Origin of the sequence: Ornithinimicrobium humiphilum (genome assembly GCF_006716885.1) — a bacterium.
GTDB lineage: Bacteria > Actinomycetota > Actinomycetes > Actinomycetales > Dermatophilaceae > Ornithinicoccus > Ornithinicoccus humiphilus.
Map to the genome: position 1 here is coordinate 769,885 of NZ_VFPU01000001.1, position 22,705 is coordinate 792,589.

General features: G+C 72.9%; 19 protein-coding genes. 6 read left to right on the top strand and 13 right to left on the bottom strand.

All coding sequences use genetic code 11. From position 1 onward, the window contains the following. Window positions 1–111: 111 nt before the first annotated feature. From chvE to araB, 4 genes are all read right to left on the bottom strand, one after another. The gene (gene chvE / locus FB476_RS03515) at window positions 112–1,278 is read right to left on the bottom strand and encodes a multiple monosaccharide ABC transporter substrate-binding protein (protein WP_141817555.1); all 1,167 of its coding nucleotides are present in this window, start codon (window positions 1,276–1,278) and stop codon (window positions 112–114) included. 62 nt (window positions 1,279–1,340) lie between these two features. Next, on the bottom strand, window positions 1,341–2,849 hold the full coding sequence (gene araA / locus FB476_RS03520; protein WP_141817556.1) for an L-arabinose isomerase: 1,509 nt from the start codon (window positions 2,847–2,849) through the stop codon (window positions 1,341–1,343). Next, window positions 2,846–3,568, bottom strand: a complete 723-nt coding sequence (locus FB476_RS03525; RefSeq protein ID WP_141817557.1) for an L-ribulose-5-phosphate 4-epimerase — start codon at window positions 3,566–3,568, stop codon at window positions 2,846–2,848. Before FB476_RS03525 ends, araA begins: the two co-directional genes overlap by 4 nt. Continuing rightward, window positions 3,565–5,367 carry a ribulokinase gene (araB, locus tag FB476_RS03530; RefSeq protein WP_141817558.1) on the bottom strand — a complete coding sequence of 601 codons (1,803 nt, stop codon included), beginning with the start codon at window positions 5,365–5,367 and terminating at the stop codon, window positions 3,565–3,567. Before araB ends, FB476_RS03525 begins: the two co-directional genes overlap by 4 nt. Before the next feature lie 183 nt (window positions 5,368–5,550). Between araB and FB476_RS03535 the strand changes: the two genes are divergently transcribed. Next, window positions 5,551–6,603, top strand: a complete 1,053-nt coding sequence (locus FB476_RS03535; protein ID WP_170233511.1) for a LacI family DNA-binding transcriptional regulator — start codon at window positions 5,551–5,553, stop codon at window positions 6,601–6,603. Beyond that, the gene (locus FB476_RS03540) at window positions 6,600–7,643 is read left to right on the top strand and encodes a Gfo/Idh/MocA family protein (RefSeq protein ID WP_141817560.1); all 1,044 of its coding nucleotides are present in this window, start codon (window positions 6,600–6,602) and stop codon (window positions 7,641–7,643) included. Before FB476_RS03535 ends, FB476_RS03540 begins: the two co-directional genes overlap by 4 nt. 3 nt (window positions 7,644–7,646) lie before the next feature. On the opposite strand, the gene FB476_RS03545 is transcribed toward FB476_RS03540, so the two are convergent. Next, a complete protein-coding gene (locus tag FB476_RS03545) occupies window positions 7,647–8,531 on the bottom strand; it encodes an aldose-1-epimerase (protein WP_141817561.1) in 885 nt (294 codons plus the stop codon). Window positions 8,532–8,578: 47 nt separating this feature from the next. On the opposite strand from FB476_RS03545, the gene galK reads away from it, so the two are divergent. Next, window positions 8,579–9,751 (top strand): galactokinase, encoded by a 1,173-nt coding sequence (gene galK / locus FB476_RS03550; protein ID WP_141817562.1) that lies wholly within the window; start codon window positions 8,579–8,581, stop codon window positions 9,749–9,751. 14 nt (window positions 9,752–9,765) lie between these two features. Here galK and FB476_RS03555 read toward each other — a convergent pair whose 3' ends face one another. From FB476_RS03555 to FB476_RS03575, 5 genes are all read right to left on the bottom strand, one after another. After that, a complete protein-coding gene (locus FB476_RS03555; protein WP_238329532.1) occupies window positions 9,766–11,145 on the bottom strand; it encodes a UTP--glucose-1-phosphate uridylyltransferase in 1,380 nt (459 codons plus the stop codon). 58 nt (window positions 11,146–11,203) lie between these two features. Continuing rightward, window positions 11,204–12,010 carry a sulfite exporter TauE/SafE family protein gene (locus tag FB476_RS03560; protein WP_238329533.1) on the bottom strand — a complete coding sequence of 269 codons (807 nt, stop codon included), beginning with the start codon at window positions 12,008–12,010 and terminating at the stop codon, window positions 11,204–11,206. A 16-nt stretch (window positions 12,011–12,026) separates the two neighbouring features. After that, entirely contained in the window at window positions 12,027–12,458 is a 432-nt protein-coding gene (locus FB476_RS03565) for a GlcG/HbpS family heme-binding protein (RefSeq protein WP_141817563.1), read from the bottom strand. A 110-nt stretch (window positions 12,459–12,568) separates the two neighbouring features. Further along, window positions 12,569–15,550, bottom strand: coding sequence for an FAD-binding and (Fe-S)-binding domain-containing protein (locus FB476_RS03570; RefSeq protein ID WP_141817564.1), 2,982 nt, complete (start codon window positions 15,548–15,550; stop codon window positions 12,569–12,571). Next, the gene (locus tag FB476_RS03575) at window positions 15,547–16,710 is read right to left on the bottom strand and encodes a pyridoxal-phosphate-dependent aminotransferase family protein (protein WP_141817565.1); all 1,164 of its coding nucleotides are present in this window, start codon (window positions 16,708–16,710) and stop codon (window positions 15,547–15,549) included. The genes FB476_RS03570 and FB476_RS03575 overlap by 4 nt, the downstream gene beginning before the upstream one ends. A gap of 168 nt (window positions 16,711–16,878) precedes the next feature. Between FB476_RS03575 and FB476_RS03580 the strand changes: the two genes are divergently transcribed. Genes FB476_RS03580 through FB476_RS03590 form a run of 3 tightly spaced genes read left to right on the top strand, consistent with a single transcriptional unit; the run spans window position 16,879 to window position 20,327 of the window. Further along, window positions 16,879–18,318 (top strand): SLC13 family permease, encoded by a 1,440-nt coding sequence (locus FB476_RS03580; RefSeq protein WP_141817566.1) that lies wholly within the window; start codon window positions 16,879–16,881, stop codon window positions 18,316–18,318. Between the two features lie 3 nt (window positions 18,319–18,321). Beyond that, on the top strand, window positions 18,322–19,557 hold the full coding sequence (locus FB476_RS03585) for a CaiB/BaiF CoA transferase family protein (RefSeq protein WP_141817567.1): 1,236 nt from the start codon (window positions 18,322–18,324) through the stop codon (window positions 19,555–19,557). After that, window positions 19,557–20,327, top strand: coding sequence for an enoyl-CoA hydratase (locus FB476_RS03590; protein WP_202876886.1), 771 nt, complete (start codon window positions 19,557–19,559; stop codon window positions 20,325–20,327). The genes FB476_RS03585 and FB476_RS03590 overlap by 1 nt, the downstream gene beginning before the upstream one ends. Window positions 20,328–20,384: 57 nt before the next feature. Here the strand turns inward: FB476_RS03590 and FB476_RS03595 are convergent, their stop codons facing one another. From FB476_RS03595 to FB476_RS17095, 3 genes are all read right to left on the bottom strand, one after another. Then, on the bottom strand, window positions 20,385–20,669 hold the full coding sequence (locus FB476_RS03595) for a WhiB family transcriptional regulator (RefSeq protein ID WP_420359348.1): 285 nt from the start codon (window positions 20,667–20,669) through the stop codon (window positions 20,385–20,387). Between the two features lie 155 nt (window positions 20,670–20,824). Further along, window positions 20,825–21,334 (bottom strand): putative immunity protein, encoded by a 510-nt coding sequence (locus tag FB476_RS03600; RefSeq protein WP_141817568.1) that lies wholly within the window; start codon window positions 21,332–21,334, stop codon window positions 20,825–20,827. Window positions 21,335–21,400: 66 nt separating this feature from the next. Continuing rightward, entirely contained in the window at window positions 21,401–22,678 is a 1,278-nt protein-coding gene (locus FB476_RS17095) for an HNH endonuclease signature motif containing protein (protein WP_272949388.1), read from the bottom strand. Window positions 22,679–22,705: the final 27 nt, after the last annotated feature.

Below are 22,705 nucleotides of genomic sequence, written 5' to 3' on the forward strand. Positions count from 1 at the left end.
GGGTATGGCGTGTGCTGCCCGGGTCGGGCTGGGGGTGGGTCCCCCGGGCCCGGCCGCGCGGGGCGGCCGGGCCCGGGATCACCGGTGCTGCTGGAGTCGGTCAGGCCGAGGTCACTCGGCGACGCCCGACTCGACCTCCTCGGCGGTCCAGTAGCCGGAGTCGACGAGCAGGCTCTGGATGGTGTCCTTGTAGACGATGTCGGACTCGAGCAGGTAGGACGGGACGACCTTCACACCGTTGTCGTAGGTCTCGGTGTCGTTGGCCTCCGGCTCACCGCCCTCGAGGAAGGCCTCGAGGGAGACGACCGCCTGGGCGGCCAGCTTGCGGGTGTCCTTGAAGATCGTCGCGAACTGCACGCCGTCGTTGATGAGCTTGACCGAGGCGATCTCGGCGTCCTGGCCGGTGACGACGGGCAGGCCGTCCTCGATCGTCTCGCCGTAGCCGGCGTTCTGCAGCGCGGTGATGATGCCGCGCGACAGGCCGTCGTAGGGCGAGAGCACGCCGTCGAGCTGCTCGCTGCCGCCGCCGTAGGAGCTGGTCAGCAGGTCCTCCATGCGCTTCTGGGCGGTCTCCTGCTGCCAGCGCAGGATGGCGGCCTGCTCGATCTCCGTCTGGCCGGACGGGACCTCGAGCACCCCGGAGTCGAGGTAGGGCTGGAGGGTGTCCATCGCGCCCTTCCAGAAGAAGTGCGCGTTGTTGTCGTCGAGCGAGCCCGCGAAGAGCTCGATCTTGAACGGGCCCTTCTCGCCGGTCTCGTTGCCGTCCTGGTCGAGGATGCCGAGGCCGACGAGCAGCGAGGTGGCCTGCTGGACGCCGACGTTCTCGTTGTCGAACGTCACGTAGAAGTCGACGTTCTCGCTGTCGCGGATCAGGCGGTCGTAGGCGATGACCGGGATGTCGGCCGACGCCGCGGCGTCCAGCTGGCTGGACAGCGCGGTGCCGTCGATCGCCGCGATGACCAGGGCGTCGGCGCCGTTGGTGATCATCTGGTCGATCTGCTGGGACTGGGTCGGGATGTCGTCGTTGGCGAACTGGAGGTCGACCTCGTAGCCCTTCTCCTCCAGGCCCTCCTTGACGGCCTCGCCGTCGGCGATCCAGCGCTCGGAGGTCTGGGTGGGCATCGCCACGCCGACCTTGAGCGTCTCGCCGTCGCCACCGGCGGGGGCGCTGGCGTCGCCGCCGGTGTCGCCCGCGCCCTCGCCGCCACAGGCGGCCAGGGAGAGGGCCAGGGTGCCCACCGCGGCGATGGCGGTGATGCGTCGGATCCTGCTGGTCATGCTCACTCCTTGTGTTGTGCTGGTGAAGCGGGTGCTGATCTGGATGTTCTTCACGTGGTGCCTCACAGGCCCTGGGCGAGCCGGTGGTAGGCGGCGTTCCACCGGACCTGGTCGGCGAAGCCGCGGGTGGTGGTGTGCTCGTCGATGACGAGCAGCTCGGTGCCGGCCATCTCGGCGAGGGTGGCGAACTCCTCGACGCCGACCTGGGTCGACAGGACGGTGTGGTGCGCGGCGCCGGCGGCCATCCACGACTCCGTCGACGTGGCGAAGTCGGGACGCGGGCGCCACACGGCGTGGGCCACCGGGAGCCGGGGCAGCGCGGCCGGCGGCGTCACGACGTCGACGACGTTGGCCGTGAGCCGGAAGCGCTCCCGCATGTCCGACATCGCCACGACCACGCCCTCGCCCGCGTCGGCGGAGAACACCAGGCGGACCGGGTCCTCGCGACCGCCGATCGAGAGCGGGTGGACCTGCAGGCTCGGCTTCGTCGTGGTCAGCGAGGGGCAGATCTCGAGCATGTGGGCGCCGAGGATGAGCTCCTGGCCCGGGGTGAGGTCGTAGGTGTAGTCCTCCATGAGGGAGGCGCCGCCGGGCAGGCCCTCGCCCATGACCTTGGCCGCGCGGACCAGGATCGCGGTCTTCCAGTCGCCCTCGGCGCCGAAGCCGTAGCCCGCGGCCATGAGCCGCTGCACGGCCAGGCCGGGCAGCTGCCGCAGCCCACCGAGGTCCTCGAAGGTGGTCGTGAACGCACCGGCACCCACGCCCTCCAGGAAGGAGAGCAGCGCGAGCTCCTGGCGTGCGCCATACCGGAGCGACTCGTGGCGCTCGCCGCCGCGGCGCAGCTCGGGCACGACGTCGTAGAGGTCCTCGTACTCCGCGACCAGGCTGTCGACGTCGCTGTCGGCGACGGCCTCGACCGCCTCGACGAGGTCGTTCACGCCCCAGGTGTTGACCGAGACGCCGAGGCGGATCTCGGCCTCGGTCTTGTCGCCCTCGGTGACCGCGACGTTGCGCATGTTGTCGCCGAAGCGCACCAGCCGTAGCGAGCGGACGGCGTCCCAGCCGGCGGCGGCGCGGATCCAGCTGCCGACGCGGCGCTGGACCGTCTCGCTCGAGACGTGGCCGGCGACCGTGGTGCGGCGCACGCCCATCCGGGTCTGCACGTAGGCGAACTCGCGGTCGCCGTGCGCGGCCTGGTTGAGGTTCATGAAGTCCATGTCGATCGTCGCCCAGGGCAGCGCGACGTCGGCCTGCGTGTGCAGGTGGAGCAGCGGCACGTCGAGCGCGCCGAGGCCGGCGATCCACATCTTCGCGGGGGAGAAGGTGTGCATCCAGGCGATGATCCCGATGCAGTGCTCGTCGGCGTTGGCCTCCAGCGCCATCCGGTGGATGCTGTCGCGGTCCTTGAGGACCGGCTTCCACACGATCTTGGCGGGCACGGCGTCGGCGGCGTCGAGCCGGGCGGCGATGGCCTGGCTCTGCTCGGCGACCTGGCGCAGGGTGTCCTCGCCGTAGAGGTCCTGGCTGCCGGTGCAGAACCAGATCTCGCGCTCGCCGTAGGGCTTGGTCATCGAGGCATCTCCTGGGGCTCGGGGGTGGGGGTCGGCCGCTGGCCGTAGACGTTCTGGTAGCGGTCGTAGAGGCGGTCGACGTCGGCCTGCGGGATGGGCAGCGGGTCGCCGAGCTGGCGGGCGACGTGCACCGTGCGCGCGACCTCCTCGACGAGGACCGCCGCCTTGACCGCGGCGCGGGCGTCCGTGCCGACGGTGAAGGGGCCGTGGTTCTGCATGAGCACGGCCCTGCTGCGGGATCGCTGCAGGGTCTCGACGATGCCGCGGCCGATCGAGTCGTCGCCGATGAGCGCGAACGGCCCGACCGGGACCGGCCCGCCGAACTCGTCGGCCATCATCGTCAGCACGCAGGGGATCTCCTCGCCGCGCGCCGCCCAGGCCGTGGCGTAGGTGCTGTGGGTGTGGACCACGCCGCCGACCTCGGGCAGGTGCCGGTAGACGTAGGCGTGCGCCGCGGTGTCGGAGGACGGGGAGCGGTCGCCGTCCACCAGCTCGCCGTCGAGGTCGCAGACCACCATCGCCCCGGGCGTGAGCTCGTCGTAGGTGACGCCGCTCGGCTTGATGACGAACAGGTCGGCGCCCGGGACGCGCTGCGAGACGTTGCCGGCGGTCCACACGACCAGCTCCCAGCGGGGGAGCTCGGCGTGCAGGCGCGCGACCACTTCGCGGGTGCGGGCGATCTCGTCCCGGACCTCCTGCGGGTATGCGGTGAGGCTCACGGCGCCACCGCCCCGGCCGGCGCGGGGTCGGCCGCGGGGACCGGCGCGACGCCGAGGGCCTCGCGGCGCAGGGCCCGGAGCCGGTGCATCACGTCGTTGCCGCCGCGGCCGAAGTGGTCGTGGAGCAGGCGGTACTCGGCGAAGAGACGGTCGTAGACCCGGGCACGCTCCTCGTCCGGGGTGTAGACGGCGCGGTGGACCTTGCCCATCGCGGCCGCGGCCGTCCGGACGTCGGGGTAGTGCCCGGCGGCGACGGCGGCGTGGATCGCCGAGCCGAGGGCCGGGCCCTGGTCGGTGGCGATCGTCGACAGCGGCAGGCGGGTCACGTCGCTGTAGATCTGCATGAGCAAGCGGTTCTTGAGCAGGCCGCCGGCGACGATGAGCTCGGTGACCGGGACGCCGGCGCCGTCGAACGCCTCGACGATGACCCGGGTGCCGAAGGCGGTCGCCTCGAGCAGCGCGCGGTAGGTGTCCTCGGCGCGGGTGGCCAGCGTCTGCCCGACGACCAGGCCGGAGAGCTCGTGGTCGACGAGCACCGAGCGGTTGCCGGAGTGCCAGTCGAGCGCGACGAGCCCGTGCGCGCCGACCTCCTGGGCCGCGGCCAGCTCGGTGAGCAGCTCGTGGGTGGAGATGCCGCGGGCGGCCGCCTCCTCGTGGTAGCCGGCCGGCACGCCGTGCTCGACGAACCAGCCGAAGATGTCGCCGACGCCGGACTGGCCGGCCTCGTAGCCCCACAGGCCGTCGACGATGCCGCCGTCGACGACGCCGCACATGCCGGGGACCTCGCGCAGCACGTCGCCGTTCATGACGTGGCAGGTGGAGGTGCCCATGATCGCGACCATCTGGCCGGGCTCGACGGCGTTGGCCGCCGGGGCGGTGACGTGCGCGTCGACGTTGCCGACGGCGACCGCGATGCCCTCGGGCAGGCCGGTCCACGCGGCGGCCTCGGCGGTCAGGCCGCCCGCGCGGCTGCCGAGGGCGCCGATCGGGTGGGCGAGCTTGTCGTCGACGAAGCCCGCGAAGTCGGGGTTGAGCGCCGCGAGGAAGTCGCGGGAGGGGTAGGCGCCGTCCTGCAGGATGCCCTTATAGCCGGCGGTGCAGGCGTTGCGGACGTAGCTGCCGCACAGCTGCCAGACGATCCAGTCGGCCGCCTCGACCCAGTGCCGGGTGCGCTCGTAGACCTCGGGGTCCTCCTCGAGCAGCTGCAGCCCCTTGGCGAACTCCCACTCCGAGGAGATCAGGCCGCCGTAGCGGCGGATCCACGGCTCGCCGCGCTCGTGCGCCAGGGCGTTGATGCGGTCGGCGTGCGGCTGGGCGGCGTGGTGCTTCCAGAGCTTGACGTAGGCGTGCGGCCGGTCGGCGAGGTCGAGCAGCTCGTTGAGCGGGGTGCCGTCCTCGGTGGTCGGGACCATCGTGCAGGCGGTGAAGTCGGTGGCGATGCCCACGACCTGCTCGGCGCGCACGCCGTGCTCGCGCTCGGCCTGGCGCAGCGCCTCGGGCACGGCGACCTTGAGCACGTCGACGTAGTCCGCCGGCACCTGCAGCGCCCAGTCCGGGGGCAGGACGACAGGGCTGCCCGCGTCGGCGGCGGGGCCGGCGGTGAGCTCGCGCTCCATCACGGCGTGCGGGTAGGCGTGGACGCCGGACCCGAGCACCTGGCCGTCGCGGACGCGGACGACGACGGCTCGACCGGACAGGGTGCCGTAGTCGACCCCGACGACGAGGGCGTCGGGGGTGGCGGCGGTGCCGTCCGTGGCAGGCTCTCCGCTGGTCGACCGGAGAGTTTCGGCGGGGTTCATCGGTCTCCTTCCTCGCCGTTGAGGTCGTTGCGCGCTCCTCCCCCGTCTGCCTCCTGAGCTCAAGGGTTGTGAGCGCTCACTCGAGCCGCTACGTTAGCGCTCACAACATGGGGGCTGTCAAGGGGTCCGGCAGCGAGACCCCCCTCACGGTCCGGGCAACGGTGCGCTGGAAGGATGACCACCATGGGAGCAACGAGGCGACGCCCCACGATGTATGACGTGGCGCGCGAGGCCGGCGTCTCCCACCAGACCGTCTCCCGGGTCATCAACGGCGCGCCCAACGTCGCGCCGGCGACCGCCGAACGGGTGCGGGCGGCGATGGTGGCGCTGGGCTACCGGCCCAGTGCCTCGGCCCGCAGCCTGGCCGCCCGCCGCAGCCGGGTCGTCGGGGTGGTGACCTTCGTGGGGGCCTACTTCGGCCCGACGTCGACCATCCGCGCGGTCGAGGCGGCGGCGCGGGCGCGCGGCTACACGCCCCACACCGTCTCGCTGGCGGGGCTGGGGATGGACCAGGCGCGCTCGCTGCTCGACGACCTGCTGCAGCGCGACGTCGAGGGGCTGGTGGTCGTCGCGCCGACCGACGAGCAGGCCGAGCTCGTCGACTCCGTGCTCCCGCGCGAGCTGCCCGTCCTGGCGCTGGAGGCCCGGCTGCCCGGTCGCCCGCTGGTGGCCAGCGACAACGAGCGCGGCGGCGCGCTCGCTGCCGAGCACCTGCTCGGCTTGGGGCACACCCGGATCGGCCACGTGGCCGGCCCGTCGGACTGGTCCGAGGCCCGGCTGCGGACGGTGGGCTTCGAGGCGGCGCTCGCCGACGCCGGCCTCGAGCCGGTGGTGACCACCTCCGGGGACTGGTCGGCGAGGTCCGGGCACGCGGCCTGGGCCGCCCTGCGCGAGGCCGGGGTGACCGCCGTCTTCGTCGCCAACGACCAGATGGCGCTCGGGCTGCTCTCGGCCATGAGCAAGGAGGGCGTCGGCGTGCCGCAGGGCCTCAGCGTGGTCGGCTACGACAACACCCCCGAGAGCGAGTGGTTCTTCCCCGCCCTGACCACCGTCGAGCAGGAGTTCCGCCGGGCCGGCGAGGTCGGCGTCCGGCAGCTGGTGCGGATGGTGGAGGGGCAGAAGGTCGAGCCGCAGGTGCTCGTGCCTCCGCAGATCGTCGTCCGGAGCAGCACGGCGCCGCCCACGGTCGAGAAGGCGGACGCACGGCATACCCGGGGAAAGCAGGCGGTCCGGTGACCGTCCGCACCGCCCTCGTCGGCTACGGCTCGGGCGGCCGCTACTTCCACGCGCCCTTCCTCGCCGCCGACCCCGACCTGAGCCTCGACGTGATCGTCACCTCCGACCCCGGACGAGCGGCATCGGCGACGGCCGAGCACCCCGGGGCGCGGGTGGTGCCGGACCTGGCGACGGCCCTGGCCGAGCACGCCGGCGAGCTCGACCTCGTCGTCGTCTCGACCCCGCCGGAGCGGCACGCCGAGCAGGTGGCCGCGGCGCTGGAGGCCGGGCTGCACGTCGTCGTGGACAAGCCGATGACGGTGCGGGCCGAGGAGGCGGCGGCGCTCGTCGCGCTCGCGGAGGAGCGTGGTCTCGTCCTCACGGTCTTCCAGAACCGCCGCTGGGACGGTGACTTCCGCACCCTCCGCCGGCTCGTCGACGGGGGTGCGCTGGGCACCGTGCGGCGCTTCGAGTCTCGCTTCGAGACGTGGAAGCCGGTCGAGGCGAAGGCCTGGAAGCAGGCCGGGGCCGACACCGGCGCGGGCGTCCTCTACGACCTCGGCGTCCATCTGGTCGACCAGGCCGTCCAGCTGCTCGGGCCGGTCGCGGACGCCTCCGCCGAGCTCGTGCGGCACCGCCCGGGCGAGGGCGCCGACGACGACAGCCTCGTGGTCCTGCACCACGTCGGTGGTGCCGTCTCGCACCTGCGGATGAGCACGCTGACCCCGCTGCCCGGGCCGCGCTTCCAGGTCGTGGGGTCCGAGGGCGGCTTCCTGTCCTGGGGTCTGGATTCGCAGGAGGCGGCGCTCAAGGACGGCGCGCGGCCGGACGACCCGGGCTTCGGCGAGCGCCACGACGAGGGTGCCGCGGTGGCTGGCGTCGCGGGGCAGGAACGGCCGGTGACGCTGGAGCCGGGCCGCTACGCCGACTTCTACCGGGGGGTCGTGCGAGCGGTGCTCGAGGGGGCGCCGCCACCGGTCGACCCGCGGGACGCCGTGGCCGTGGTCGAGCTGGTCGAGCGGCTGCACCGGGACTTCCCGGTGCGGCGCGGACCGGCGTAGGTCTCAGCCCCGCAGGGCGCTGATCCGCAGCGCCAGGCTCCGGCTCTCGCCGGGCTGGAGCAGCACACCCTCGGGGTCGCGGTTGAACGCGTCGGGCGGGCAGGTCATCGGCTCCACCGCGGCCGCCCGGCGCCCGATGCGCTCGGCCGTGTAGAGCTGCACCCACGGCGCCCCGCTCTCCACGCGCACCCCGGGCGCGGTCGGGTGCGTGAGCTCGACGGCCCAGGCCCCGGGCAGGTCGGTGAACGCGTGGTCGATCGACACGCCCTCGAGGGGGCGCGCGTCGGTGAGGTCGAGGTCCGCCTCGCTGACCGGGACGAGCTCGGTCGGGGTGCTCCGCCCGTCGGTGAGCAGGACCGAGCGGGCGGGCAGGGTGAGCGTGCACTCGTCGAGCGGGCTGCCGTCGCAGGTGACGTAGGGGTGCGTCGAGGCCCCGAAGGGTGCCGCCTGCTCGCCCACGTTGGTGCCCTCGACGGTGATGCCCAGCCCCGCGTCCGCGTCGAGCTCGTAGGCGACCCGGCACGCGATCGAGAAGGGATAGCCGTAGGAGGCCGGCAGGTCGAGCGCGAACGTGGCCGCGCTCGTCGTGCTGGTCACGAGCTCCCACCGCTGGAAGGCCGCGAGCCCGTGCAGCGCGGCGCCGGTCGCGTGCTCGTTGACCGGCAGCTCGTAGGTCGCGCCGGCCACGGCATACCGACCGCCCGCCACGCGGTTGGGCCACGGGACGAGGGTGCGGCCCCGCCAGGAGTCGTCCAGCGCGTCCTCGGGCACCGGGTCGACGAGGCGACGGCCGCCGTGGGTGAGGGTCAGCAGCGTGGCGCCGACCTGCCCGACCGAGGCCTCGTAGGCGCCGGCCCGCAGGTCGACGACGGTGCCGTGGATGCTCATGGTGCCTCCTGGGGAACGCGCGGTGGTCCGACTCTAGACTTCCCGCCATGGCGCCCGTGGAGCCCTCCTCGACCTTCCGATCGCTCTTCGGGCACGACCCGCAGGGGCGCTGGCAGGCACCCGGTCGGGTCAACCTCATCGGCGAGCACACCGACTACAACGACGGGCTGTGCCTGCCGGTGGCGCTGGACCGGCGGACGGTCGTCGCGGCCGCGGCGCGCGACGACGGGCGGCTGCGTGTCGCCTCCCTCGAGGTCCCCGGCGAGGTCGTCGAGGTCGACCTCGCGGAGGTGCGTCCGGGACATCCGCAGGGGTGGGCAGCCTACGTCGCCGGGGTGCTGTGGGCCCTGCGCGAGGCGGGTATGCCGGTCGGCGGGCTCGACCTCGTCCTCACCTCCGACGTCCCGCTCGGGGCCGGGCTGTCCAGCTCCGCGGCCCTCGAGGCGAGCGTCGCGGCCGCTGCCGACGGCGTCTTCGGGCTCGGGCTGCTCGCCGACGACGCCGGCCGGGCGGTGCTCGCCGACGCCTGCCGCCGCGCCGAGAACGAGATCGCCGACGCCCCCACCGGCGGGATGGACCAGGCGATCAGCCTCCGGGCGCGCGAGGGTCACGCGCTCCTGCTCGACTGCCGCGACGGGTCGGTCGAGCACGTCCCGCTGGAGCTGGAGCAGCACGGGCTCGACCTGCTCGTCATCGACACCCGCGCCCCGCACGCGCTGGTGGACGGGCAGTACGGCGCGCGCCGCCGCGACTGCGAGGAGGCCGCCCGGCTGCTCGGTGTCGCCAGCCTCCGGGAGGTCGACCCGACCGGGCTGGACGAGGCTCTCGGCCGGCTGGAGGAGGAACGGGTGCGCCGGCGGGTGCGTCACGTGGTCACCGAGATCGAGCGGGTCCGGCGGTGCGCCGACGCCCTGCGCGCCGGGGACCTCGAGGAGGTCGGCCGGCTGTTCTGCGCGTCCCACGACTCGTTGCGCGACGACTACGAGGTGTCCTGCCCCGAGCTCGACACCGCGGTGACGGCCGCGCTGCGGGCGGGTGCCCTGGGGGCCCGGATGACGGGCGGCGGCTTCGGCGGCTCGGCGATCGCACTGGTGCGCCGGGAGGCGCTGGACGTCACCGTCCGGACGGTCCGGGACGACTTCGCCGCGGCGGGCATGGGGGAGCCGGCGTTCCTCGTGCTGGAGCGGGCGGGCGGCCCCGCGGGGCCCGTCCACGGCTGAGCGCAGGGCGGCCCTCAGGCCTCTCCGAGGACCGCCCCGTCGGGCACCCGGCCACCCTCGGGACCGAGCGTGACCTCGCCGTGGACGGTGACGTCATACCCGAAGGACCAGTCGCCCTCGACGGTGAACGTGCGCGCCCCGCGCAGCGACGGCGTCCCGTGGGGCATCCGGGCGTCGAGGTCGGCGACCGCCCCGTAGTGCTGCTTGGCGAGCGTCACGACGGGCGCCACGGTCGGCTCCTGCACGAGGCGGGAGTCGTCGTCGAGCCGGTAGACGTCGGAGCGCAGCAGGACCAGCTCGTTGGTGGTCTTCACCGGCCGGAAGCGTTCCCGCGTCACGCCGAGGGCCACCGCGTCGTCGAAGAGCTCGATCGCCCCGCCCATCGCGGTCTCGACCTGGACGACGGGCGGCGAGGTGGGATCGACCGGGTCGACGGTCTTGGCGTTGCGGATCAGCGGCAGCGGCAGCACGCCGTCGTGCTCGACGAGCACCCCGCGCAGCCGCTCGAGGTCGAACCACAGGTTGTTGCAGTGCACCCAGGGGTGGCGCGTCTCGTCGGTGAAGTGGTGCATCTCCTCGGGCGCGGTCTGTGCGGTGTCGCGCAGCACGAGGCGACCGTCGGAGCGACGCCGCGCGAGGTGGCCGCCCTTGCGGTCCATCGGCGTGCGCGGGCACACCTCGGCGGCGTAGCCGGCGCCGCTGCGCGCGAACCACGCCGCCACGCGCCCGTCGGGCACCGCCCCGAGGTTGTCGATGTTGGAGACGAAGAGGTGCCGGTAGCCGGCCTCCAGCAGGGTGGCCAGCAGCCCGGTCGACAGCAGCGTCGGGTAGAGGTCGCCGTGGCCAGGCGGGCACCACTCCAGCCGCGGGTCCGCCGGCCACGACACGGGGGTGAGGTCGTCGGCGCGCAGCTTGGGCTCCTGGCTCTGCAGGACGTCCAGCGGTATGCCGTGCACCGGCAGGTCGGGATGGCGCCGCAGGTGCGCGAGGGTGGCGTCGCGGGTGCTGAACGAGTCGAGCAGGACCAGCGGCAGCGGCGCCCCCGTCCGCTCGCGGGCGGCGAGCACCTGGCGGACGGTGAGGTCGAGGAAGGTCAGCTCGCCGCGGACCGGGAGCAGCGACTTGGGGCCGGCGAGGCCCATCGAGGTGCCGAGCCCGCCGTTGAGCTTGAGGACCGCGGTGGCCGAGAGCGCCTCGGCCTCCTCGTCGGGGGTGGCCTCGACGTCCGCCAGCAGCACGGGGTCGTCGAGGGGCGCGATGGTGTCCTCGCGGACGAGGCCGGTCGCGCCGCTCTCTAGCTCGCGGTAGTGCAGCGCGAAGGCCTCGCGTGCCGGCCGGCTCACCCCCGCGGCCTCCATGAGCTCCAGCGCGCGTCGCAGTCCCTCGGTGCTCACGCCTGCAGGGTAGCCAGGGCGCTCGGCGTCGCGGCGACCGCGGGTCACGTCGGACCGGTCAGCGGAGGGTGGAGACGACCATCGTGGCCAGCACGACGAGGAGCAGCCCGATGTAGCCGACGGCGTGCACGCGGTCGCCGATCCGTGGCGGGCGGCGGCGCAGGATCACCACGGCCGGCAACCCGCCGGCGAGCAGCAGGGCGGCCGAGCGCACGTCGACGGCGCCGAGCAGGGTGGTCGTCGACCCGGCGGTGCCGACGGGGTTGCCGAGCAGGAAGACGACCGTGGCCGGGAGGCTGATCGCCAGCGTGAGCGGGTTGGCCAGGGCGGCGACGGAGTGCATGCCCAGGCCGGAGCGGCGCAGCAGCGGGACGGTCATCATGCTGCCGCCGACGCCGAGGAAGGAGGCGAGCGCCCCGATCGGCAGCCCCAGCCAGCGGGGGAGCGCCGAGCCCTCGGTCTGCTCGGGGGCGGTGCGGACCGGCCGCACGAAGCCCTTGCGCACCACCACGTCGCCGATCGTGATCGTCAGGTAGGTGATGAACGCCCAGGTGATGAGCTGCCCCGGTGCGGTGCGGGCGGCCAGCGCCCCGACCGCGCCGCCGACGCCGAGCAGGACGAGCAGGCTCCCGCTGCGGCCGAGCCGGGCGAGCACGTCGCGCCGGGTGGCCGCGGCGGCGACCGCGGCCGAGGCGACCATGACGACCGAGGAGGTCGCCACGGCCACCGTCGGCGCGTCGGTGCCGAGGGCCGCGTTGGCCCAGATCACCACGGGCACGGTGACGAAGCCACCGCCGAAGCCGAAGAGCACCGTGGTGACGCCCGAGAGGACGCCGACGAGGAGGAGCAGCACCAGCTCGCCCACCTCGCCGACCCCGTCCTCAGGCGGCGGGCTGCGCGGTCAGGCCGGCGGCCCCGATGCCGGCGACCGCGGCCGCCTCGTCGTTGTCGGAGGTGTCGCCGGTGACACCGACGGCGCCGAGCAGGGTCCCGTCGCCGTCCCGCACGAGCACGCCGCCGGGCACGGGCACGAGCGAGCCGCCGACCGCGGAGGTGACGGCGGCGATGAAGTAGGGCTGCTGCTCGGCGCGGTCCATCAGGGCACGCGAGCCGAGGCCCATCGACACGGCGCCGTACGCCTTGCCGTGGGCGATCTCGAAACGCTTCGCCGACGAGCCGTCCTCGCGCTCGGCGGCGACGACGTGCCCGCCGGCGTCGAGCACGACGACGGTGAGCGGCTTGAGGCCGCGCTCGTGGGCGGCGCTGCGGGTGCCGGCGATCAGGCGGCGGGCGGTGTCCAGGTCCAGGGTCATGGGGAGCTCCTCGGGTCGGTATGCGGTGGTGCGGGTCAGGTGCGTCGGTGTGGGTCGGTGCCAGGTCAGCCCGGTCAGGTCGGACCCGCCGGGTCGGCTCGACCGGCGGGTCAGCGCATCCGCTCGTCGGCGGGCCCGCGGTCGGCCGACCGGTCGCCGCCGGGGACCAGCGCCTCCCGGACGAGCTCGACGGGGTGCCAGGCGTTGCGCTCGGTGCCGTGGAAGATCTGCTCGCGGCAGGAGGTGCCGGTGGCGCAGATGACGGTCCGCTCGTCCTCGGCGCGCACCGCTGGGAAGAGCCGGTCCTCGCCGATCTGCATCGAGATCTCGTAGTGCTCGGCCTCGTAGCCGAACGAGCCGGCCATGCCGCAGCAGCCGGCGTCGACCTCGACGACCTCCGCACCGGGGATCCGGCGCAGCAGCGCCAGCGTCGCGGCGGTCCCGACCTCGGCCTTCTGGTGGCAGTGGCCGTGGTAGAGGATCCGGCGCCCGGCGAGCCAGGAGTCGGGAGCCAGCTCCAGCGCGCCGGACTCGATCGCCTCGCCGAGCAGCTCCTCGACCTGGCGCACCCGGCCGGCGACCGACGCGGCGTTCTCGTCGCCCGGAAGCATCGAGAGCGTCTCGTCGCGCAGCGTGAACAGGCACGACGGCTCGCAGCCCACGACCGGGGCGTCCGCCGGGCCGTCGGCCAGCGTCGCGACGAGGTCGGCCGCGCGGGCCTTGGCCTCGTCGACCAGGCCCTTGGAGAGGGCCGAGCGGCCGCAGCAGCCGGAGCTGACGAGGTCGACCTCCCAGCCGGCCCGCTCGAGCAGCTCGATCGCGGCCCGCCCGATGTGGGGCTCGGTGAACGAGGTGAACGAGTCGGCCAGGAAGCGCACCGTCCCGGTCGGCGTGGCCGGGGCGGAGGTGGACCGCCTCCCGAACCACCGGACGAGGTTCATCGCGTGGAAGGTCGGCAGCGGGCGCTCCGCCGCGATACCCAGCGCCTTCTCCATGGCCTTGCGACCGGGCCCGACCCGGCCGGCGCGGTTGGCCACCGCGGCCATCCGCGAGCCGAGCGCGTTGAGGCTGCGGATCCGCCCGAACACCCGCGACCGCGCGGGCACGCCGTGCAGGTCGTGGTGGTGGGAGAGGGTCTCGCTCTTGAGCTTGGCCATGTCGACGCCGAGCGGGCACTCCGACTTGCAGGCCTTGCACATCAGGCAGAGATCGAGCACCTCGTGCAGCCGCTCGTCGCCGAGCGCGGCCTTGGGGTCGGCCTCCGAGAGCGCCTTGACCAGGGCGTTGGCCCGCCCGCGGGTGGAGTCCTGCTCCTGGAAGGTGGCCATGTAGGACGGGCACATCGCGCCGACCTCGGTCTTGCGGCAGAGCCCGATGTTCATGCACCGGTCCGCGGCACCCCGCATACCCCCGGTCACGGAGAAGTCGAGACGGGTGCGCAGCTCGGGGGCCGGCGGCAGCTGGGCGTCGCGCAGGTTCTCGGTCATCGGCGGCGCGTCGACGATCTTGCCGGGGTTGAGCGTGCCGGCCGGGTCGAAGAGGGCCTTGACCTCGCGCATCGCCTCGTAGAGGTCGTCGCCGAAGATCTCGCGGTTGAACTCGCTGCGGGCCAGGCCGTCGCCGTGCTCGGAGGAGTTGACCCCGCCGAACTCCCGCACGAGGTCCTTGACCCGCACCGCGACGCGGCGCATCTTGGCGACACCCTCGGGATCGGCCAGGTCGACGAACGGCCGGATGTGCAGGCAGCCGACGGACGCGTGCCCGTAGAAGCCGGCGGTCATCCCCTCCTCGTCGAGGATCTCCTTGAAGCGGGTGGTGTAGTCGGCCAGCACCTCCGGCGGCACCGCGGTGTCCTCGACGAACGCCAGCGGCCGGCTGGTGCCCTGGCTGGCGGCCATGAGCAGGCCGAGGCTGGACTTGCGGACCTTCAGAAGGTCCTTCTGGTCGGCGGGGGTGAGCAGCCGCAGCGTGGCGTAGCCGTGCCCGTGCTCCTCCCACACCTGCGCGACCTGCTCGACCTTGGCGGTCAGCTCGTCGAGGTCGTCGCCGGTGAAGGAGACGAAGAGCAGCGCGTCGGGGTCGCCGACGAGCACCTGCCCGAGACCGGCGTACTCGATCTTGCTGCGCGAGAGGTCGAGGATCGTGCGGTCCATGAGCTCGACCTGCGCGGGGTCGAGCGCGAGCGCGTCCGTCGTCGCCTCGATCGCCTTCTGCGGGCTGGTGAAGTGCCCGACGGCGAAGACGGTGTGCCGCGGCTTCGGCACGAGGTCGACCTCGGCCTCGGTGACGATGACGAGGGTGCCCTCGTTGCCGACGACGAACTTGGCCAGGTCGAAGGGCTCGTCCTCGCCCGCCCGGGCGATCCGGTCGAGCCGGTAGCCGCACGCGCGCCGCCAGAACGGCGGGAAGCCCTCCTCGACCGCCTCGCGGTGCGCCTCGACGATCTCGGGCAGGCCGCGGTGGATCGCGCCGGCGAGGCCCGGCTCCTGCGCCCGCGTGGAGCGCTCCTCCTCGGTCAGCGGCCCCAGCCGGGTGACGGTGCCGTCGGCCAGCACGACCTCGAGCGAGCGCACGTGGTCGATCGTCATGCCGTAGCGCAGCGACCCCGAGCCGGCGGAGTTGTTGCCGATCATCCCGCCGATCGTGGCGCGGTTGGAGGTGGAGGTGTCGGGCCCGAACATCAGCCCGTGCTGCGCGGCGGCGCGGTTGAGGTCGTCCTGGACGACGCCGGGCTGCACCACGGCGACCCGCCCCTCGGGGTCGAGGCTGCGGATCTGCCGCATGTGGCGGGACAGGTCGAGGATCAGGCCCTCGCCGGTGGTCTGCCCGGCCAGCGAGGTGCCGGCGCCCCGCGCCGTGACGGGTATGCCGTGCCGCGCCGCGATCCGCACCGCGGCGGCGACGTCGGCCGTGCTGCGGGGGTAGACGACCGCGACGGGCATCAGCGTGTACATGCTCGCGTCGCGCGAGAACAGGTGGCGGGTGTAGTCGTCGAAGCCGACCTCGCCCTCGACGGCCTCGCGCAGCTCGCGCTCGAGGTCGGAGACGTCGGTGGTGCCGGGGGCGGCGGGCGGGGGAGCGGTGGTCGTCATGCGCGGGCCTCCTCCTCCAGCACCGCCATCGCGGCCGCGACGCCGTCGCCGGCGACGGGGACGCCGGACAGGTGCAGGCCCATCTGGACGCCGGCGAGCGTGCCCATGAGCGTCAGGTCGTTGATCCAGCCGAGGTGGCCGATGCGGAAGACCGTGCCCGCGAGCCGTCCCAGGCCGGAGCCGAGGGACATGTCGAAGCGGTCGAGGACGACCTTGCGGAAGGCGTCGGCGTCGTGGCCCTCGGGCATGACGACCGCGGTGAGGACGGGCGAGTAGTAGCGCTCGTCGAGGCAGAGGATCTCCAGGCCCCAGGCGCGGACGGCGGCCCGGGTGGCGGCGGCGTGGCGCTGGTGGCGGGCGAAGACGGCCTCCATGCCCTCCTCCTCGAGCATCTGCAGCGCGACCTCGAGGCCGAAGAGCAGGTTGGTCGAGGGCGTCGTGGGCCAGAAGCCGCGGGAGTTGGCCTCGAGGATGGGCGCCCAGTCCCAGTAGGAGCGCGGCATACCCCCGTTCTTCGAGGCCTCGACGGCCTTGTCGCTCACCGCGTTGAAGCCCAGGCCCGGGGGCAGCATGAGCCCCTTCTGGGAGCCCGAGACGGTGACGTCGACGCCCCACTCGTCGTGGCGGTAGTCGGCCGAGGCGAGGCCGGAGATGGTGTCGACCATCAGGAGTGCCGGGTGGCCGGCGGCGTCGATCGCCTCGCGGACGGCGCGGATGTCGCTGGTCACGCCGGTCGAGGTCTCGTTGTGCACGCAGCAGACCGCCTTGATCTCGTGCGCGGTGTCCTCGGCGAGCCGCTGGCCAATCGCCTCGGCGTCGACGCCGTGCCGCCAGTCGGAGCCGATCACGTCGGGGCGCAGGCCCAGGCGGGTGGCCATCTCGATCCAGAGGCTGGCGAAGTGCCCGGTCTCGTAGAAGAGCACCCGGTCACCGACGGAGAGGGTGTTGGTCAGCGCGCCCTCCCAGGCACCGGTGCCCGAGGAGCTGTAGATGATCACCGGGTTGGTCGTGCCGAAGACCGGCTTGATCGCCTCGAGCAGGCGCGAGCCGAGCTGCTGGAACTCCGGGCCGCGGTGGTCGATGGTCGTGGCCGAGATGGCGCGCAGCACCGCGTCGGGCTCCGGGGAGGGGCCAGGGATCTGGAGGAAATGACGTCCCATGTGCGGAGGAAGCCTCTCTGTCTAGATTCGGCAAAGTTTTGACAGGGCCCTTGACGGGCACTCGCCAGGCTTGCAGCGTATACCACGTACTGAAAAAGGTATTCCGCATGATGGAACACCTGTCGGTTCATCTGCGTGTCCCCGAATTCCCTGGCAAAAGGAGCATCCATGTCTCCCGAGGTCATCTCGATCCTCGGCCTCGTCGTGGTCTTTCTTATCGCGACGATCTGGCCCGTGCACATGGGAGCGCTCGCCCTCGTGGCGGCGTTCTTCATCGGCACCTACGTCGCCGGGGAGGACGGGGACGCGATCCTCGGCGGCTTCCCCGCCGACCTCTTCCTCATCCTGGTCGGCGTCACCTACCTCTTCGCGCTGGCCAAGGACAACGGCACCGTGGACTGGTTGGTCCACATGGCCGTGAAGTCGGTCGGCGGCCGCGTCGCGCTCATCCCGTGGGTGTTCTTCTTCGTCACCGCGGTCATCACGGCGGTCGGCGCGGTCGTGCCGGCGGCGGTGGCGATCATCGCCCCGATGGGTATGGCGTTCGCCCGCCGCTACGGCATCAAGCCGCTCCTCATGGGCCTCATGGTCATCAACGGCGCGACGGCCGGTGGCTTCTCGCCGCTGAGCATCTTCGGCAGCATCACCAACGGCGTGGTCGCCCGCAACGACCTGCCGGGCAGCCCGCTGCTGCTCTTCACTGCGTCGTTGGTCTTCAACATCGTGCTCGGCATCGTCTGCTTCGTGCTCTTCGGCGGCCGCAACCTGCTCGGCAAGGTCGACCGTGGTGAGGGCCTGGTCGACAGCCGCACGGGGGAGAGCGTCGACTCGGTCGAGGACGCCCCGGAGGCTGGTGGCGTCGGAGCCGGTGCCGGCGGTCCTGGTGCCGCTCCTGCCGGCGGGGGCGTCGCGGACGGCCCGCGCCAGCGCGACCGCTCTGGCCGCGCGACCAACGTCGCGGTGCAGACCACCCCGGTCGACTCCGACAAGGACGACACCCCGGACGAGTCCCTCGACCTGCCGCGCATCGTCACGCTGGGCGGCATCCTCTTCCTGTCGGTCATGGTGCTCGGCTTCGGCTGGGACGTCGGCTTCACCTCGATCATCGTCGCGGTCGTCATCTCGCTGGTGAACCCCAAGATCAACAAGGGCGCGGTCTCCAAGATCGCCTGGCCGACCGTGCTGCTGATCACCGGCATCGTCACCTACGTCGAGCTCATGCAGCGCATGGGCACGATCGACTGGCTGGGCAACGCGGTCGCCAACTTCGGCACGCCGCTCGTCGCCGCGATCGTCATCTGCTTCATCGGCGCGGTCGTCTCGGCCTTCGCCTCGACCACCGGCATCCTCGGCGCGCTCATCCCGCTCGCCGTGCCCTTCCTGCTCGCGGGCGAGGTCGGCCCGATCGGGATGGTCATCGCGCTGGCGATCTCCTCCTCGGTCGTCGACTCGAGCCCGTTCTCCACGTCGGGCGCCCTGGTCGTCGCCAACGCCCCCGAGGAGGAGCGCGACCGGGTCTTCAAGCAGCTCATGATCTGGGGCTTCTCGATGGTGATCATCGCGCCGATCGTGACCTGGCTGATCTTCGTCGTGCCGGGGTGGGGCTGAGCGATGACGGCACCCCTCGAGGGCATCACCGTCGTCGAGGTCGGCGTGTTCATGGCAGCGCCCTTCGCCGCCATGCAGCTCGCCGACCTCGGCGCGCGGGTGATCAAGGTGGAGTCCCCGGACCGGCCCGACCCGACACGTCAGGTCGGTCCGATGGTGCAGGGGCGGTCCTCGCCCTTCCTGCGGCTCAACCGCAACAAGGAGTCGGTGGCGCTCGACTTCAAGTCGCCCGAGGGCCGGGAGGCGCTGCTCGCCCTGGTGGGCGTCGCTGACGTCTTCCTCGAGAACCTGCGCCCCGGCGCGCTCGTGCGCGCGGGCCTCGGGCCCGATGACCTGCTGGCGCGCAACCCGCGGCTGATCTACTGCTCCGCCTCCGGGTGGGGGCAGACGGGACCGCTGGCTCCGCAGCCCGGGCTCGACATCATGGCGCAGGCCCGGTCGGGACTGATGAGCATCACCGGGGAGCCCGACGGGGATCCGGTCAAGCTCGGGATCCCGGTCGCCGACCTCTCGGCAGGGCTCTACTGCACGATCGGCATCCTGGCCGCGCTGCGCGACCGCGACCGGACCGGTCGCGGTGACGTGCTCGACGTCTCGCTCTACGAGTCGGCGGTGTCCCTGGCGGTGTGGGAGGCGGGCAAGCACTTCGGGGGCGCTCGCGCCGGTGGACGGCACGGGTCGGCGCACCAGTCGCAGGCGCCCTACCAGGCCATGCCGACCCGGGACGGCTACGTCACCTTCGGAGCGATCACGCCCGCCACCTGGGAGGCGCTGTGCCGGGTGCTCGGGGCGGAGGACCTGCTGGCCGACGAGCGCTACGCGACCTCCCAGACGCGCTTCGACCACCGGGACGAGCTCATCCCCGCCCTGGAACGGCATACCCGTGCCCTGGGGTCGCAGGAGCTGCTCGACCTGCTCGAGGAGGCCGGGGTGCCCTGCGCGCCCGTCGCCGAGCTGGCCGAGGTCTTCGACTCCGAGCACCTGCGGGAGCGGGAGTTCTTCTGGGACGCGGAGTCCGACGAGCTCGGGCCGCAGCGCCAGCTGGGCAGCCCGGTGAACTTCCGCCGGCTGCGGACCCGCCGCGACAACCCCGGCCCCGACCTGGGTGCCGACACCGAGCGCGTGCTCGGCACACTGGGGCTGCCCGGACGCGAGAGCGTGCGGGCGGAGGCCACGGAAGACTCGCCTCCCGACGGCATACCCGAGGCCACCACGTCCCGCGACGGCGAAGGAGCCTGATGGCGCAGCTGACCACCTCCGTGGACGGGCCGGTGCTCACCGTGACCCTGACGCGGCCCGAGGCGCGCAACGCGATGACCTGGGAGATGTACGACGGGCTCGTGCGCGCCTGCCAGCAGGTGAATGCCGACGAGGGCCTGCGCGTGCTGCTGCTGCGGGGCTCGGGAGGGGCGTTCGTCGCCGGGACGGACATCAGCCAGTTCCTCGAGTTCGAGGACGGGTCCGACGGGGTCGCCTACGAGGCGCGCGTCGAGGAGATCGTCTCGACGCTGGCATCCGTGGACGCCGTCACCGTGGCGGCGGTCGAGGGCGCGTGCGTCGGCGGCGGGCTGGCGCTCGCGGCCGCGTGCGACCTGCGGGTGGCCGACGCCTCGGCGGTCTTCGGGGTGCCGATCGCGCGCACCCTGGGCAACTGCCTGTCGCAGGCCAACGTCGACCGGTTGGTGCGGCTCATGGGCCGCGGCACGGCCGGAGAGCTGCTGCTGCTGGGCAGGCTGCTGCCCGCCTCCCGGATGCACGAGCTGGGCTTCGTCCAGGAGGTGGCGCCCGAGGGCGGGTTCGATCAGCTGGTGGCCGACGTGGTCGACCGGCTGGCCGCGCACGCGCCGCTGACCCTGTGGGCCTCGCGGGGCATGCTGCGCGCCACCGGAGGGGTCCCGCTGCCGCAGCCCGAGGAGGAGATGATCTCCCGGGTCTACGGCAGCGAGGACTTCCGCGGCGGGGTGCGCGCCTTCGTGGAGAAGGTCCGACCGCGCTGGCGGGGCTGGTAAGCGGAAAACGAAGTTTCGGGGCGCCGGGAGATCCGGCGTCACGGGTGCGGGAGCGGATCAGGCCAGCTGGCCGGTGTCCTGCTCGCGGTAGAACGCCTCGCGGTCCTCCTCGGTCATCCCGCCCCAGACCCCGTAGGGCTCACGGACGGTCAGCGCGTGCTCGCGGCACTGCTGGATGACGGGGCACTGCTGGCAGATGGCGACGGCTCGCTCGTCGCGGTGACGGCGCGACGGACCGCGCTCGCCCTCGGGATGGAAGAAGGTGTCGGGGTTGGTGGTACGGCACAGGCCGTCGAACTGCCACTCCCAGAGGGAAGCGACGGGAACTGGATTTTCTGACAATTTCAGACCTCCTCGGTCTGGGGGACTTCCACCATTGCACGGATGGAGGCCCAAATACGTATCTGGGAGAAACCTGTACGCATTTCGGCAGGAATATTCCTGCTCCTTGACGTATCGTTAGAGTTTTGAGTCAGGAATCGGTCGTTTGCGGCGCGTCAGTCTCGGAAGACCGACCAGCAGAGCTCGTCGCGGCGGAGCTGGTCGTCGAGGACGAGCGCGCGCACCGGGTCGGGGAGCTGAGCGCGCTGCCAGTCACGCTCTGCGAGGCGGTCGGCCTCCTCATTCGCGGCGACGGCCTGGACGGCGCGGATCGCGTAGGCCGCGGCGCCAAGGTCGTGCTCCGCGACGTGGCCGACGCAGGCGGCCTGGCCGGCGGCGTAGGCGGCGAAGCGCGGTGCTCCCCGCAGGTGTCGCGCGGCTCCCATCGCGTGACCGCCGAGCGCGCGGGCCCGCGTCATGGGCAGCTCGCCTCGGGCCCAGGCCCGGGCCGCCTCGACCGCTTCGCGCGGCCGGGAATCGCCGGGGACCTCCTGCTCGAACAGGTGCAGCACGTGCTCCGCGCAGTCGGCCGCCCACAGCGCGAGAAGCGAGTGGTGCTCGTCCGTGAGCGTGCCGCCGCGCCGGATGGTGATCATGCGCGGGTCGCGGACGGGCGGGAGGATCACGGTTTCACTCTGCCACTCGCGCATGCCTCATCGCCCGGCCGGTGTGGGGCCGGGCTCGGGGCGGGGTCATCTCAGATGCCACCGAACACCGAGATCGGTCACGGTCGCCGTCAGGTTGCGGTCGTGCACGAACGTGTGGTGCCTCGGACACAGCAGGGCGTAGTTGCTGAGGTCTGATCGGCCACCCATCGCCCACGGAACGACGTGGTGGGCGTCGCACCAGGTCGCGGGCACGGTGCACCCCGGAATGGTGCACCCCCGGTCACGCGCGGCCAACCTGACGCGCTGGGCTGGTGTGACGAGGCGCCTGCGGCGGCCCTGGTCGAGGATCTCCGACGGTCCACCCAGGACGACGGGGATGATGTCGGCCTCACAGGCCAGCTTGCGGATCGCCTCGGCCCGCAACGGGGTCCCCGCCAGGGTCGACCCGACGCCGGGCAGGTGGCCACCGGACTCGGACAGCTGCCGCTTGAGCGTCTCGAAGTCCAACGTCACCATCAGCATCGCCTTCGGCGTGGTCGGCTGCCCCTCGGTCCCGGCGACACCACGGCGGAGCACGGTCAGGAACGCGTCGTACCTGCGCTGGGTCGCCGTCCGCAGGTCCAGCTCGCCCGTGGCGTCCTGCTCCTCCTTCGACGCCGGCGCCGCCAGCGGGGAGTCGATGATCGCCTTCGCAGCTTCGTAGTCGGCGTCGTCACCGAAGGTGATGATCCACCGCTTCACCGACCCGTCGGCCAGGCTCGACTCGTAGATGCCCCGCATCGCGTGCTTCTTGCGGGCCTTCGCCTCGTGGTCCCGCTCGTCCACGCACTGCGCGACGAGCCGGTCCACGATCCGGGAGATGTCCTTCTCGTCGAACACCGGGTCGGACCCGGCCTTGGCGAGCAGCTCGACCGCCGCGGCGTACTCCTCCGGAGGCATGCCCGGCCGCACCCGCTGCAACGCGCGGTGCAACCTCGCCGCCCGCGCCAAGCTCATGTCACCGGACTTGACGCGTTCGATCAACGGCGCGTGCACCGGCTCACGACCCGCCTGCGCCAACCGCGCCAGGTCCATCAACGCCCGCCGCTCCAGGTCCGGACACCGCAGCGCCAGCCAGTCCACCACCGAGAACCCCCCGGCAAGGTGCAACCCCCGGTCCACCGCCTCCGTGGCCATCACCAACCGGGACCGCTCCAGATCCGACACCGCCCGGGAGATCCACCCCAACGACTCGACCACCAGGTCGTCCTGCACCAGCTCCGGACGCCGCACGTCCGCGGGAAGCTCGGCCAGCAGCCAGGAGTGACCGGCCGCCGACTCCGTCCCCCTCGGCGGCCGCACCGTCCCCAACGGCTGCTGCATACCTCGATCATATGTTCGAACACCGAC